At 58.4% G+C, this 13,587-nt stretch carries 13 protein-coding genes and 1 pseudogene; 3 read left to right on the top strand and 11 right to left on the bottom strand.

The genetic code is table 11. From position 1 onward, the window contains the following. The 6 genes and pseudogenes from Q0239_RS04000 to Q0239_RS04025 all read right to left on the bottom strand — a co-directional run. Positions 1–501: pseudogene (locus Q0239_RS04000) on the bottom strand (hypothetical protein); the annotation flags it as partial. A 120-nt stretch (positions 502–621) separates the two neighbouring features. Continuing rightward, a complete protein-coding gene (locus Q0239_RS04005; RefSeq protein WP_298598780.1) occupies positions 622–1,200 on the bottom strand; it encodes a DUF924 family protein in 579 nt (192 codons plus the stop codon). Further along, entirely contained in the window at positions 1,197–2,624 is a 1,428-nt protein-coding gene (gene tldD / locus Q0239_RS04010) for a metalloprotease TldD (RefSeq protein WP_298598783.1), read from the bottom strand. The genes Q0239_RS04005 and tldD overlap by 4 nt, the downstream gene beginning before the upstream one ends. A 40-nt stretch (positions 2,625–2,664) precedes the next feature. Beyond that, positions 2,665–2,868 (bottom strand): zinc-finger domain-containing protein, encoded by a 204-nt coding sequence (locus tag Q0239_RS04015; RefSeq protein WP_298598786.1) that lies wholly within the window; start codon positions 2,866–2,868, stop codon positions 2,665–2,667. Between the two features lie 44 nt (positions 2,869–2,912). Then, positions 2,913–3,455, bottom strand: coding sequence for a DUF4402 domain-containing protein (locus Q0239_RS04020; protein WP_298598789.1), 543 nt, complete (start codon positions 3,453–3,455; stop codon positions 2,913–2,915). An 83-nt stretch (positions 3,456–3,538) separates the two neighbouring features. Further along, the gene (locus Q0239_RS04025; RefSeq protein ID WP_298598793.1) at positions 3,539–4,093 is read right to left on the bottom strand and encodes a DUF4402 domain-containing protein; all 555 of its coding nucleotides are present in this window, start codon (positions 4,091–4,093) and stop codon (positions 3,539–3,541) included. Positions 4,094–4,214: 121 nt separating this feature from the next. Here Q0239_RS04025 and Q0239_RS04030 point away from each other — a divergent pair, with 121 nt between their 5' ends. Together Q0239_RS04030 and nadB are read left to right on the top strand one after the other, a co-directional pair. Further along, positions 4,215–5,138: an ABC transporter ATP-binding protein gene (locus tag Q0239_RS04030; RefSeq protein ID WP_298598796.1), complete on the top strand. Its 924-nt coding sequence runs from the start codon at positions 4,215–4,217 to the stop codon at positions 5,136–5,138. A 4-nt stretch (positions 5,139–5,142) separates the two neighbouring features. Next, the gene (gene nadB, locus Q0239_RS04035) at positions 5,143–6,735 is read left to right on the top strand and encodes an L-aspartate oxidase (RefSeq protein WP_298598799.1); all 1,593 of its coding nucleotides are present in this window, start codon (positions 5,143–5,145) and stop codon (positions 6,733–6,735) included. Here nadB and Q0239_RS04040 read toward each other — a convergent pair. From Q0239_RS04040 to hflK, 5 genes are all read right to left on the bottom strand, one after another. Further along, positions 6,732–7,637 (bottom strand): DUF808 domain-containing protein, encoded by a 906-nt coding sequence (locus Q0239_RS04040; RefSeq protein ID WP_298598802.1) that lies wholly within the window; start codon positions 7,635–7,637, stop codon positions 6,732–6,734. The genes nadB and Q0239_RS04040 overlap by 4 nt on opposite strands. Before the next feature lie 34 nt (positions 7,638–7,671). Then, positions 7,672–8,880, bottom strand: coding sequence for a M20 family metallopeptidase (locus tag Q0239_RS04045; RefSeq protein WP_298598805.1), 1,209 nt, complete (start codon positions 8,878–8,880; stop codon positions 7,672–7,674). 42 nt (positions 8,881–8,922) lie between these two features. Further along, positions 8,923–10,422, bottom strand: a complete 1,500-nt coding sequence (locus Q0239_RS04050; RefSeq protein WP_298598816.1) for a trypsin-like peptidase domain-containing protein — start codon at positions 10,420–10,422, stop codon at positions 8,923–8,925. Positions 10,423–10,566: 144 nt separating this feature from the next. After that, a complete protein-coding gene (gene hflC, locus Q0239_RS04055; protein ID WP_298598808.1) occupies positions 10,567–11,427 on the bottom strand; it encodes a protease modulator HflC in 861 nt (286 codons plus the stop codon). Next, positions 11,427–12,617: a protease modulator HflK gene (gene hflK, locus Q0239_RS04060; RefSeq protein WP_298598811.1), complete on the bottom strand. Its 1,191-nt coding sequence runs from the start codon at positions 12,615–12,617 to the stop codon at positions 11,427–11,429. The genes hflC and hflK overlap by 1 nt, the downstream gene beginning before the upstream one ends. A gap of 31 nt (positions 12,618–12,648) precedes the next feature. On the opposite strand from hflK, the gene Q0239_RS04065 reads away from it, so the two are divergent. Continuing rightward, positions 12,649–13,587, top strand: a 939-nt coding sequence (locus tag Q0239_RS04065; RefSeq protein ID WP_298598814.1) for an Mrp/NBP35 family ATP-binding protein, incomplete at its 3' end; no start/stop codon positions are given.

The raw sequence follows: 13,587 nt of genomic DNA on the forward strand, positions 1-13,587 counted from the left end.
CTCATAGCGCTGCATCTGTTGAGGCATGTTCGCGGGCATCTTTGCGGTTGGCATCTTGGCGAAGTCTATGATGAACGGCTGGCCTTTTGGAGCATTGGCGTGGCAACCCCAGAACATCAGGATCCGGCCCTTGGGTTTTTCCATCGTCTGTTTGGGATCATAATCGCGGTCGGGCTTTGACGTCCCCGGCGCATCGCCCAGCAGTGGAACCGATTTGCCCATCTTGGCTTGCGGCTGGAAGAAATGGTCACCCTTTTCCGGCTGGACTGGCGACGGCGTGGCTGAAGTCAGCCGCAGCTCGAGCATATAATTATCGCCGCCCCCACCAAGCAGGCTTCCGAGGCCGCCGCCCATCATGGCCCCCATGCCCATTCCCGACATAGTCTGTACGTCCATGGCATAAGTCGCCTTGGGACCAGTCGTTTTCTGGGCAGATCCGGGAACAACCGCAAGTGCGGTGGCAAGAGCGGCAATTGAAGCAAATCGGTACATGGTACGCACGGCGAAACTCCTTCCGTTCGACGCTATTGCGCCTGGAATCTGTGCGACCCGATTCTATGTGCTTAAGTTATATGCCCGCATTGATGCAGCGCAAGCGATTAGCAGTAATAGTGCCAGCAATTACCAGTTGTTACCTGCTGCAACAGCTTCCGCCTCCCCGGGACGATCGGTCCGGCCAAGTGCCTTGTTGCGGTGCGGAAAACGCCCGAAGCGTTCGATCATTGCCTGATGATCTTTCGCATATTTCAACAGGCCCTGATCGCCGAGTTGACTGACTAGGCGGACGGATTCGCGCTGGTCGTCGCGATTTTCGCTATGCTCAAAGGGCAGGTAAAGAAATAGACGCTCGTCCTTCGAAAGGCTGGTGTCGAACGCACCCGCTATGGCTGCCTTGGCAATTGCCAACGCGAGATGATCTGTGGCAAATGCTTCGGCGTGTCCGCGATACGCATTGCGCGGCGCTTGGTCGAACAGGATTACCGCCGCGAGTGCAGTGTGCGGGTCGGTTAGAAAACTCTCGGTCGGCAGTTCGCGCAAGGCATCGCGCCAAGCCGCAAAGCCTTTAGTCACGGCAACATCAAAAGCATCACCGCCCTTGAACCAGTCGGCAAATCCATGCTCGACAAACCAGAAGCGAAGAAGCTGTTCAGCCCAGTCTGGGGGCGGCGCAACAGTTTCCGCTTCGTCGTCTTCAATCATCCAGCCGTGCCGCCCACGGTCAGGGCACTGACCAAAGTTGTCGGCTGACCCACACCTGCAGGCACGCTCTGTCCGGCTTTGCCGCAGACGCCGATGCCTTCGTCGAGCGCCATATCGTTGCCGATACCAATAATTTTGGTGAGCGAAGTCGGTCCGTCGCCGATCAGGGTCGCGCCCTTGATCGGGTCACCGAGCTTGCCATTTTTGACACGATAGGCCTCGGTGCAGCTGAAAACGAACTTACCCGATACGATGTCAACCTGCCCACCGCCAAAGCTCTTGGCAAAAATGCCATCCTTCACGCGGCTTAGAAGTTCGGCTGGATCGTCATTGCCCCCACGCATAAAGGTGTTGGTCATACGCGGCATCGGGGCATGGGCATAGCTCTGGCGGCGGCCATTGCCGGTTGGCGCAACGCCCATCAGCCTGGCGTTCAGCCGATCCTGCATATAGCCCTTCAATATACCGTCTTCGATCAGGATGTTTTCCTGAGTCGGTGTGCCTTCATCATCGATTGAAAGCGAGCCACGACGGTCCGCCATGCTGCCGTCGTCGACCACGGTCACGCCGGGTGCGGCTACCCGCTGGCCAATCTTGCCCGAAAAGGCGCTGGTGCCCTTACGGTTGAAATCGCCTTCAAGGCCATGACCGACTGCCTCGTGCAGCAGCACGCCAGGCCAGCCGGGACCGAGCAGCACGGTCATTTCGCCCGCAGGCGCATCGACCGAGCGGAGGTTGGTCAGCGACTGTGCCAATGCTTCATCGATAGCATGGTTCCAGGCGGCTTCGTCGAACAGGTCATCATATAGCTTACGCCCGCCAAAGCCGTAGGTGCCGGTCTCACGGCGGCCATTTTCTTCAGTGACAATAGAGACATTGAGACGGACGAGCGGGCGAATGTCGGTCGCGACAAAACCATCGGCGCGGACGATTTCAATCACCGACCAGCTGCCTGCGAGTGAAACCGAAACCTGTGCTACGCGGGGATCGCGAGCGCGGGCGGCGGCATCAATCTGCTGACACAGGGCAACCTTCTTGGCAAAGGGCACCAGATCGAGCGGGTTGCCATCGGTGTAGAGATGGCGGTTGTTCTTACGCGGTGGAGGAGCAGCTTGTCCTTTGGCCGGGTCGAGCAGTTGCAGCGTCTCCGCTGCGCGGCGGATTGCGCCTTCGCTTAAGTCGTTGGCGTGGCTGAAACCAGTCATTTCGCCCGAAACGCCGCGTAGACCAAAGCCCGAAGCAGTCGAGTAATCGGCCATTTTCAGGCGACCATCGTCAAAACCGAAACTCTCGCTCGCGCTATATTGCAGATAGAGTTCACCATCGTCGCACGCGTTCAAGGCTTCGCGCGTGACGCGCATTGCGCCGTCGGGATCGAGAAGGCCGGGTTGATAGAGAAAGCTGCGCGGATCTGAAATGCTCATGCCACCGATATAAGGACTGTGGCACGGAACGGAAGGGGCTTCAGCCCTTGTTTGGCGTCCCATTATCGGCAGGTCCGCCGACAAGCACATAGCGGCGATCGCAATAGCCACATTCGACCATGCCGCTCTCGTCGATTTCCAGCCACACGCGAGGATGGCCCAGTGCGGCGGGAACACCTTCGCCGCTGCCGTCGCAGGCGATGCGGTGGGTGCGGACGAGGATGGTTTCAGGCGCTTCGATCATGCCGAAGCCGTTAGCAAAGCTGTGCTGCCTCGGCAACGGGGCAGTTATTGGTAATTAAGCGTAATTGTCCAGGTGCCGCGATAGGTGCCCGGGGCTTGGTTGGCGCCAACTTCGAGAGTCGCGCCGACCGGAAACCGAAATGCGCCGGTTGCTCCGGCAATGCGAAACACGGTGGGCGTTGTCGTCAAAACAGCGGTCGGCGTGCTCCCGATGACAAATGTGCGGGCGCGCATGCGAACACCTGGACCGGTGAGGAAAATCGAATTGCTTCCCAATGACACCTGCACGCGCTGGTTGAATGCGCCCATGCCAGCAAATTCCGCAGGTTGGTGGCTGGCGCCCAGCAGCGTTATGTTACCCGTTCGCGTTCTACTTCCGTTGGGCGCAACGGTAACGGTTCCAGCTGTGTTGCTGGCAATGATTTGACCGAAACTCAGCTCCTCAGTCTGAATAAAGCTAAGCGGGGTTACAACTCCGACCTGGGAACGCCCCTGTTCTGCAGCATTCTGCGCCCAAGCACCTGAGGCACAACTTGCGAATATGGCGCATATTGTAACTGTGAAAGGACGGGCGGAGGTGAAGCACATTCATATAGTTATAGAAGTATAGTTATAACTATTTGGTAAACAGAAGATTTCGCGATTTGCCGCCGAACGCTGAGCTTTTTATGCTATTGGTAGTCGAGCGTCAGTGTCCAGGTACCGGTGTAGGTCCCCGGCTGCTGGTTAGCGTTTACGGCGAGCGTCGCTCCGACATAAAGCGCAAAAGCGCCGTTGCTCGACTGTTGCACCTGAAAGTTGCGCGGGATCGTGCTGAGCGTTTGAGCGGGGTTGGTATTCGCGCGGAACAAGCTGACGACCATCGGCGTACCTGGGCCGGTCAGCAACACAGTGTTCGATCCGACGCGCATCCTTACGGGGCGGTTAGGCTGGGTTGGCTTCATTCCAGCAAACTCGGCAGGGTAATGGCTGTTGCCAATCAAGGTAACGCCGCCGGTTGATGTGCGCGTACCGTTCGGCGCAACCGTCACCGTACCAGGCAACGTACTTGCAGCAACGATGCCAAAATGCAGGTCGCGAACCTTATAGAAACTGCCGGGACTGACGACCGCGACTTGCGAATCCAGCGCTTCTGTCTCCGCATGTGCAGGGGCAGTCGCGGCGGCCATGATAGCCGCAGCCAGCGCGAATCGCGCACATTTGTCTCGGATTTTTGCCCCACGCATTTGATCGCTTTGCCATCATCCTCGCAAATTTGCCTTAGCGTCTATGGTTAATCGAACTTAACCCCTTGATGCAAAGCCTTGCGTTGCGTGCGGGTTGGGCCTCGGCTATCGATTAACATCTATGACACAAGCCGCCATTTCGATCCGTGATCTCACCAAACGCTACTCTAATGGAAAGCAGGCGCTCGACGGTGTCAGCTTTGACGTCGAACGCGGTTCGATTTTCGGACTTCTTGGACCAAATGGCGCCGGAAAATCGACTATCATCAATATATTGGCAGGAATGGTTCAGAAAACCTCGGGCCATGCGAGTATCTGGGGTTTCGACATCGACGTCAATCCGCGCAATGCCAAGGCTTCGATTGGCATTGTGCCGCAAGAGATCATGTTCGATCCCTTTTTCACACCGTTTGAAACATTGGAATTATTTGCGGGCCTTTATGGTGTCCCCAAGGAAAAGCGCCAATCGATGGAATTGCTTAAGGCGGTGCGGCTGGAAGACAAGGCTGATGCCTATGCACGAACGCTTTCGGGCGGGATGAAACGTCGGCTTCTGGTGGCCAAGGCGATGGTACATTCGCCGCCGGTAATCGTGCTTGATGAGCCTACTGCAGGCGTCGACATCGAATTGCGCCAACAGCTTTGGGAATATGTGGTCGAACTCAACAAGCAGGGTACGACCGTGGTGTTGACCACCCACTATCTCGAAGAAGCCGAGCAATTATGTGATCGCATTGCAATCATCAATCATGGCAAGCTGATAGCCAACAAGCCGACCAAGGAGTTGGTGGGCATGGCGCGCGAAAAGGCGGTGGTGTTGACGCTCGACCGCGACGTTAGCGAAGCCCCCAAGCATGACGCTTTTGAAAAGACCGAACTGGTCGCCGACCGGACGGTCGAGATTACCTATAATAAGGACCGGATGAATGCGGGTGAGGTGCTCGCTGCAGTGCAGGGACTAGGCTTGGGCATTATCGACGTGACCACCAAAGAGGCTGACCTCGAGGACGTGTTCCTCAGCCTGACCAGCGGCAGCGCGGAGTAAGGCGGTGGAAACCGATGTCCTGATCATCGGCTCAGGGGCGGCTGGCCTGACAGCGGCGCTGCAGCTGGCGCAGAAGCATAAGGTCACCGTATTGGCCAAAGGTGCGCTGTCAGATGGTGCGACGGCTTGGGCGCAGGGCGGGATTGCAGCGGTGCTTGAGCCGGGCGACACTTTTGAGAGCCATATCGAGGACACGATGGTCGCCGGGGCGGGGCTAAACAATCGCGCGACCGTCGAATTTGTCATCGAACATGCGCCGCAAGCGATCGACCGACTGGCCAAGCTGGGCGTGCCCTTCAACCTCGGTGGTCCGACCAACGAATTTGGCGAGAACTGGCATCTGACCCGTGAAGGCGGGCACAGCCATCGCCGGATCGTGCATGTCAACGATGCCACCGGTTGGGCGGTACAACAGGCGCTGGAAGCCGCTGCGCGTGAAAACCCCAATATCACATTGGTGCCCGATATGGTGGCAATCGACCTTATCGTTGGCCGCCATCAGGAACGCTTTTCTACCAGCGGGCGCGTGCACGGCATCTATGCGCTCAATCGCAAGAGCGGGAAGGTGGAGGCATTCACCGCGCGCGCCACCATACTAGCGACCGGGGGCGCTGGGCGTACCTATCTTTATTCCACCGCGCCGCGAGGGGCGACCGGCGATGGCATCGCCATGGCGTGGCGTGCGGGATGTCGCGTTTCCAATATGGAAATGATGCAGTTCCACCCGACCTGCCTCTACAATCTGGAGGTCAAGAATTTTCTGATTACCGAGGCGGTGCGCGGGGAGGGGGGTATCCTCAAAAACCCGAAGACCGGGCACCGCTATATGCCCGATTATGACGAGCGGGCAGAGCTTGCCCCGCGCGATATTGTGGCGCGAGCAAATGATGGGGAAATCAAGCGCGACGGCCTTGATTTTGTCCATCTGGACATCAGCCACAAGGATCCGGAATTCGTCCGCGAGCATTTCCCCAATATCTATGAAAAGCTGATGGGGCTGGGGATCGATATTACCAAGGAGCCAATCCCGGTTGTTCCCGCGCAGCATTATACCTGTGGCGGTGTGCTGGTCGATCTGGACGGGCGCACCGATGCGCCGGGGCTCTATGCGGCGGGCGAAGGGGCGCAGTCAGGGCCGCACGGGGCGAACCGCCTTGCGTCAAATTCGCTGCTTGAATGTTTCGTCTTCGGCGATGCCTGCGCCGCGCATATCGACGCGCATTGGGATGAATTGCCGCCGCCACCCGCCATCCGTCCATGGGATGAAAGCCGCGTGACCGACAGCGATGAGGAAGTTGTAATCGCCCAATGCTGGCGCGAAATCCGCCAGTTCATGTGGAATTTCGTCGGCATCGTCCGCACCACCAAGCGACTGGAACGCGCCAAGCATCGCATCGATCTGCTCCGGCGCGAGGTGGAGGATTATTACAGCCACTTCCGCGTGACCCCCGACCTTATCGAGCTGCGCAATCTGGTCGAAGTGGCCGACCTCATTATCCGCTCCGCGCTATCCCGGAAGGAAAGCCGCGGTCTGCACTATACGCTCGATTACCCCAAAATGTTGCCCGAGGCGCGTGATACGGTGCTTGTTCCTTAGGCTTTTTTGCGTGCTGCCCATCGATGGTGCACGCCGACAATAGCGGCACCAATTGCCAACCCTGCGACACCGGATAGCCCTGCATCGACAATCCATGCCAGCGCGCCTTCGTGTAGGCCGAACCATTCCGCCGGGTGGAGGCCAAAGCCATGGACTATGATTTGCCCGCCAACCCAGAGCATGGCGGCGGTACCCACTACCGACAGGAAGGTCATCAATTTGGGCATGCCCTTGACGAGTCCGCGACCGAAAGCCTGGGCAGCGCCATTCTCGCGTTGCGCCATGTGCAGGCCGATATCGTCCATCTTCACGATGAAACCGACCACGCCATATACCGCGATGGTGATGACAACCGCGACCAGTGCCAGCACGGCAGCCTCCAGCCATATAGAGGTTTCAGCGAGGCCTTTCACCTCGTTCAAGGCTATCGCCATAATTTCGGCCGAGAGAATGAAGTCGGTACGTACCGCGCCCTTCACCATATTCTCCTCATGCGTCTTGCTGCAGACTTCGGCAAATTCCTCCGCCAGCGTTTCTTCCTCATGCGGCATCAGTTTTTCGAGGACTTTTTCTGCGCCTTCGAAGCAGAGGAACGCTCCGCCAAGCATAAGCAGCGGGGTAATCGCCCATGGCAGGAAGAAGCTGAGCGACAGCGCCACTGGCAGAATGATGATAATCTTGTTGACCAGCGATCCCTTGGCGATGCGCCAGATAATCGGCAGTTCGCGATCGGGGGTGAAGCCGGTCACATATTGGGGGGTAACCGCAGTGTCATCGATCACCACACCGGCAGCTTTGCTGCCAGCCTTGCCGGCTGCGGCTGCCACATCATCCACCGATGCGGCCGCGACTTTGGCAATGGTGGCGATATCGTCGAGAAGCGCGGCGAGACCGGATGGCATGGATTTCCCCTGAGTTATGAATTCTTTGGGTGTGTTAGCTGGCGTCGAAACCGTCGGCAAGAAAGCGTTCGGCAAGCGCAGCGTGTAGCGCCGCCCCCTTCGCCATCACGCTTTCATCAAGCACCATGCGATTGGAATGCAGGCCGCAGCATTGCCGCCAGTCATCGCCTTCATGGCTTGCCCCGAGGAAGAACATCGCGCCGGGCACCTTTTCTAGAACATAGGCAAAATCCTCCGCGCCCATGATCGGTGCGTCGAGCGTCTTCCAGCTTTCGGTTCCGAAAGTGGCTTCGACCACCTCCTGCCCGAACCGTACGGCCCGATCGTCACACAGCGTAACCGGAAAGCCTTGCTCGATATGCAACTGTGCTTCGCATCCATGCGCGGCAGCAATGCCGGGGGCGAGGCGGTGCAGTTCTTCTGCCACCATCGCGCGTCGGCGCGGGCTGAGCGTGCGGATCGTGCCGAGCAGGCTGGCGGGTTTGGGGATGGTGTTGTTGGTCGTCCCCGCTTTGATCTTGGCAATGGTGATTACGGCAGGGTCAAACACCGAAACCTTGCGCGTAACCATCGTCTGGATTGCCGAGACGATTTCGCAGGCGACCGGAATCGGATCGACTGCATCGTGCGGCATAGAGGCATGACCGCCTTTGCCGGTGATCTTGATCGACAGGACGTCCGAGGAAGCGAGCAGCGGCCCGGCGCGCCCCGTGAAAATCCCGCGCGGCGCATTGGGCATGATGTGGAGGGCAAAGGCAGCATCGGGCAGCGGATCGAGCAAGCCGTCGTCGAGCATGAAGCGCGCGCCATGATGGCCCTCTTCGCCCGGCTGGAACATGAAATAGACGGTGCCAGTCAATTGCTCCTTACGCGCACACAGCATCTTTGCGGCACCCACCAGCATGGCGACATGGGTGTCGTGCCCGCAGGCGTGCATCGCGCCGGTTGTTTCGGATGCAAAGTCGAGGCCAGTGTCTTCGTGTAATGGCAGCGCGTCCATATCGCCGCGCAGCAACACGGTGCGGCCATTTGAAGGGCCGCGCAGTATGGCAAGCAAACCAGTTGTCGATGGCCCCTCGCGAAACTCGAGCGGCAGACCGGCCAGCGCGGCCTTTATCTTAGCGAGTGTTTTGGGATTTTGGAGACCGAGTTCGGGCTCGCGATGGATCGCGCGGCGGAGTTCTACAAGGTCGGGAAGCAGGCTTTCGGCGTCATCGCGCCAAGGGGTGTCGGTCAGCGTCATGCAACACTCACTAACACCCCTTTGGATCAGTTGGTAGCGGGATCAGTCATCGATCCGCACTGTGGTATATTGCGTCGGCGCACCACGGCGTTTGACACCGAGGAGGATAGCGCCGCGTCCGCCACTCTTGGCTTCAGCGATAGCTGCGGCCAATTGTGCAGTATTGGTCACCGGCTTGTAATTGACCGACACCAGCACGTCACCGCGCCGAATACCGGCCTGGGCTGCACTTCCCGAACCCGGGATGTCAACGACAACGCCCTTTACATCAGCGCCCATGCCAAGTTGGCGCGCGATTTCGGGATCCAGCGGTATGACGCTGACGCCGAGCGTATCGCGCACGGCCTTGCTGTCCGCATTCTCGCCCTGCTGGTCAAAATCCTTGTTTTCGTCAGGATCGAAGGTGCTCTGGGCGAGCTTTTCTTCGCTTGGGCGGGTGCCGACCGTTGCGGTCAACCGCATCGGTTTACCCTCACGCAGGATGTCGAGCGGAATGCGTGTGCCCGGCTTCACATTGGCGACAATGTACGACAAAGTCTCATCAGGAGTTACATCGCGACCGTTGACCTTGAGGACAATGTCGCCTTCCTTCAGGCCTGCTTTGTCAGCAGCTTCATCCTTCACAATGCGCGTGACGAATTCGCCCTTATTCTTGTCGATGCCCAAAGCGTCGGCCATGTCTGCACCAACGGGCTGTATGCCGATTCCCAGATAGCCGCGTTGCGGGGTAACGCCTTTTTTCAGCGACTCGATAACCGGAATGGCTTCTTCGGCAGGTATTGCGAAGCCAACGCCAATATTCGCACCGACCGGAGAGATCAGGCGATTGTTGATGCCGATGACCTTGCCATCGAGATTAAACAGCGGGCCGCCCGAATTGCCGGGATTGATCGCGGTATCGGTCTGGATGAAACGGTCATAGGCGCCACCGGCACCGATATTGCGCTGCAGGGCGGAAACGATACCTGCTGTCACCGTGCTGCCAAGACCGAGCGGGTTGCCGATGGCAATCACCCAGTCGCCAACGCGATTCTTCTGCGAGCTTTCCATTTCGACATAGGGAACGCCGCTGACTTTGACCTTGAGCAAGGCGAGGTCTGAAGTCGCGTCGCGACCCAGGATTTCCGCCTTGAATTCGCGGCCGTCAAACAGGGTTACATTGACTTCATCAACCGCGTCACCCTTGGGGCCGCCTGCGATGACGTGGTTGTTGGTTACAATTAGGCCGTCGGCGCTGATGAAAAAGCCGGAACCGCCGCTTTGCTGTTCCTGTGTGACCGGACGACGTTCGCCGGTGAAGGGATTGAAGCTGGTGGCAACCTGAACCTTCTGCTTGGTCGCGATGTTGACCACGGCGGGCTGCAGCTGGGCTGCCAGATCGGCAAAGCTGTTCGGCGCACCCCGGGGTGCGAGGCCGGACTGGGCGATTGCGACTGGGCCGGTCGTGGCGACCGGTCCGGGGTTGCCGGTCGAAAGCGCAAAGGCGCTGCCCGAAAGCAGGAGAAGGGCGGTCACTCCATAAGCGTAACGCACGATAGTCATTCCTCTCATTCAAAATCACACCGGCAACACCGGCATTAAAACCCAATCGTCCTTGCGGCAAAAAAATGAACGCCGATTGAACGAAAATATGTCGCTTCCCACCGCTTGGCAAAGCGCCGATTGCGTTCGACGAACGACAATCGGCTAGCGCCCGTCGCGGAAATTGCGCAAATAATCATTGTCAGTCGACAGAACGACCGTGGTGTTCCCGTCGCCATTCTGGCTGTCTTGCTGGAACGTCCGACGGTAGGACTGCATCGATCGGTAAAAATCGTAGAAATCAGCATCCTTGCCATAGCTTTGCGCGTAGATTTGCGCAGCCTTCGCGTCAGCTTCAGCACGGATGATCTGGGCTTCCTTCTGGCCTTCGGCGTCGATCGCTATCGCCTGCTGCTGCTGCGCCGATTGCATGCGCTGATAAGCGGATTGCAGCGACTGGCCTTCGGGAAGGTCGGTCCGTTTGATGCGGACGTCGATGATTTGCGCGCCATATTTACGGGCCTCTCGGTCCAGAGAGGCCTGAATATTGTCCATCACGGCACCGCGTTCGGCGCTTAGTAGCGTTTCGAACGACCGCTTACCCAATTCGTTGCGCAGGCGTGATTCGAGGATGGTTTGCAACTGGGCCTTCAACGCCTCTTCGGTCCGGATAGCCTGATACATTCGGGCCGGCTTAACGATACGAAAACGGGCAAAGGCATCGACGCGCAGACGCCGACGGTCAGTCGACTGCACTTCCTGCGGCTGCATCGAAACCGAAAGCACCCGTTTGTCGACCCACTGGATCTGCTCGACAAAGGGGATGCGGAAGGTCAGCCCCGCCCAGGTATCGCCAAATCGCTGATTGGGCTTGTAGGGATTTACGACGCGTAGCGGTTGACCGTAGCTCGAAATGATCGCCTGTTTGGTCTCTGGAACGATCGAAATTGACATGCCAAGAAGGACCAGCAAGGCCAGTCCACCCAAGCCCAGTGCGACGGGATTTTGTCTCAAAGAACCAAACATTATTGCTTCCCCGTTACGGTTACAGTGTTGTCGCTTGCAGCCTTTGCGCGACGCTGGAGTTCGGGCAGCGGCAGATAGGGGGTCACGTTGCCTGACTCGACAATCGTCTTGTCCACCTTGCTCAACACCTGTTCCATGGTTTCATAGTAGATACGCCGACGGGTGACTTCGGGTGCCTGGCGATATTGCTCATAGATCTTGTCGAATTCGGCGGTCTGGCCTGCGGCAAGTTCGGTGACCTGGCTGGAATAAGCACGCGCTTCATTGAGATAGCGTTCACGCCGCTGCTGCGCGCTGTTGACTTCGCGGAAGGCGGCTTTGACTTCCTCCGGCGGGTCTGACTGGCGGATCGAAATGCTGCTGATTGAAATGCCCGAGCGATATTCGTCGAGTATCGCCTGCATCCGCTGCTTGACCTGTGCTTCGATCGTTCCACGCGCAACACCAACGGCTTCGTTATAGTCGAAATTGGCCAGTTCGGCGCGCATCGCGCTTTCGCCTACCTCTTGCACGGTGCCCGCCGGATCATCGAGCTGGAACAGATACAGTTCCGGGCTCTTGATCGACCAGCGGATATCGAACGCGATATCCATCAGATTCTGGTCCTTGGTCAGAACCAGATTTTCGCTTTTGCTGTTTGCGGATCCGATGGAAGTCGTGCGCACCTGCAAGGCGTCGACTTTTTGCATCTGCTCGATAGGTGCAGGCAATGTGAAACTGATGCCCGAACCGACGGTGCGCGAATATTTGCCAAAGAAAGTGACGACCCCTTCCTCTTGCTGGTCGAGGCGGTGGATGCTGGTCCACATTATCCAGATCGCGAAAAATATGGCGGTGATCAGCGGCCACCAGCTTTTGCCATTGGCACGTGGGGGAAGGCCGCTAAATCCGCCACCCTTGCCGCCGCCGCGCCGGAATATTTCCTCCAACGATGGCCCGCGTGAGCGACCGGTTGGTGTCCCTTGTGGCTCCCAGGGATTGGACGGTTTTGCACCATCCTCTCCAGCAGACGCACCGGGATGGGAGGGTTTGTTGCCTCCGGCCTTGCCCCCCGACCCGTTATTGTCCCCAGACCCGGGAAGATCCCATGGTCCCTTGCTTTCGTTGTGCGACGCCTGCGGCGCCCCGCCATCCTCATTTTGCATCATGGCCAACATATAGGTACGCCGTTTCAAGAAAAACAGTGTCATTCCCGACAATCTGATTCTATTCGCATTTCGCATGGTTGATATCGACAAAATCGAAGCAGCGGTTGCTGGAATTTCGCAAGGCCGCACCAGTGGGATCAGGGAAAAGGATGGCGCGATTTCGATGATGGTCGATGTCGCCGGTCTCAACAATGCAGGCCGTGAAGCGCTCGCGGAGAGCATCAAGGCCGCTGTTGCCAACGCCGCACCGGGTATGCCGTTGCGACTGTTGCAGACGGCAGAACGCATCGTTCCTAACTTGATCGCCGTCGCCAGTGGTAAAGGCGGCGTCGGCAAATCGACATTATCGACAAATCTGGCGGTTGCTATGCGTCGGGCAGGACGGGCTACGGGCCTTGTTGATGCCGACATCTATGGTCCCTCGCAAACCCGCCTGCTTGGGCTCGAAGGCGTGAAGCCCGAGGCAGAGGGCAAGAAGATGTTCCCGACCACAGGTGCAGGGGGCGTGCCCTTCCTGTCGATGGGGCAGCTGGCGGCACCGGGCCAGCCGATTGCATGGCGCGGACCGATGGCCGGGCAGGCGCTATCGCAACTTGTCGATGCGCATTGGGGCGATGTACGCGAGATCATTGTCGACATGCCGCCGGGCACGGGCGACATCCAGCTTTCGATGATCCAGAAGCATAAGCCGGTTGGCGCGGTTATCGTCTCGACACCGCAGGATCTGGCGCTGATGGATGCAACGCGCGCGATCGGGTTTTTCAATCAGGCGCAGGTTCCGATAATCGGGCTGGTCGAGAATATGGCGGGCTATATCTGCCCGCATTGCGGGGAAGTCAGCGATCCATTTGGTCGCGGCGGAGCAGAAGCAGCAGCGGCAGAACTGGGCATCCCCTTCCTTGGCCGCATCCCGCTCGACATCTCGGTGCGGCTGGCAAGTGATGCGGGCGAACCGCCAGCGCTGGGTGAAGGTCCAGTGGCGGGTGCATTTGCCGATATTGCCCGCCGGGTT

This window comes from uncultured Sphingorhabdus sp., from assembly GCF_937872355.1.
GTDB lineage: Bacteria > Pseudomonadota > Alphaproteobacteria > Sphingomonadales > Sphingomonadaceae > Sphingorhabdus_B.

Coding starts and splice junctions, on each gene's coding strand:
- tldD (WP_298598783.1), bottom strand. CDS start 2,624: ATGAGCATTTCAGATCCGCGCAGCTTTCTCTATCAACCCGGCCTTCTC.
- hflC (WP_298598808.1), bottom strand. CDS start 11,427: ATGTTTGGTTCTTTGAGACAAAATCCCGTCGCACTGGGCTTGGGTGGA.
- Q0239_RS04050 (WP_298598816.1), bottom strand. CDS start 10,422: ATGACTATCGTGCGTTACGCTTATGGAGTGACCGCCCTTCTCCTGCTT.
- Q0239_RS04015 (WP_298598786.1), bottom strand. CDS start 2,868: ATGATCGAAGCGCCTGAAACCATCCTCGTCCGCACCCACCGCATCGCC.
- Q0239_RS04005 (WP_298598780.1), bottom strand. CDS start 1,200: ATGATTGAAGACGACGAAGCGGAAACTGTTGCGCCGCCCCCAGACTGG.
- Q0239_RS04025 (WP_298598793.1), bottom strand. CDS start 4,093: ATGCGTGGGGCAAAAATCCGAGACAAATGTGCGCGATTCGCGCTGGCT.
- Q0239_RS04030 (WP_298598796.1), top strand. CDS start 4,215: ATGACACAAGCCGCCATTTCGATCCGTGATCTCACCAAACGCTACTCT.
- hflK (WP_298598811.1), bottom strand. CDS start 12,617: ATGACACTGTTTTTCTTGAAACGGCGTACCTATATGTTGGCCATGATG.
- Q0239_RS04040 (WP_298598802.1), bottom strand. CDS start 7,637: ATGCCATCCGGTCTCGCCGCGCTTCTCGACGATATCGCCACCATTGCC.
- Q0239_RS04045 (WP_298598805.1), bottom strand. CDS start 8,880: ATGACGCTGACCGACACCCCTTGGCGCGATGACGCCGAAAGCCTGCTT.
- Q0239_RS04020 (WP_298598789.1), bottom strand. CDS start 3,455: ATGTGCTTCACCTCCGCCCGTCCTTTCACAGTTACAATATGCGCCATA.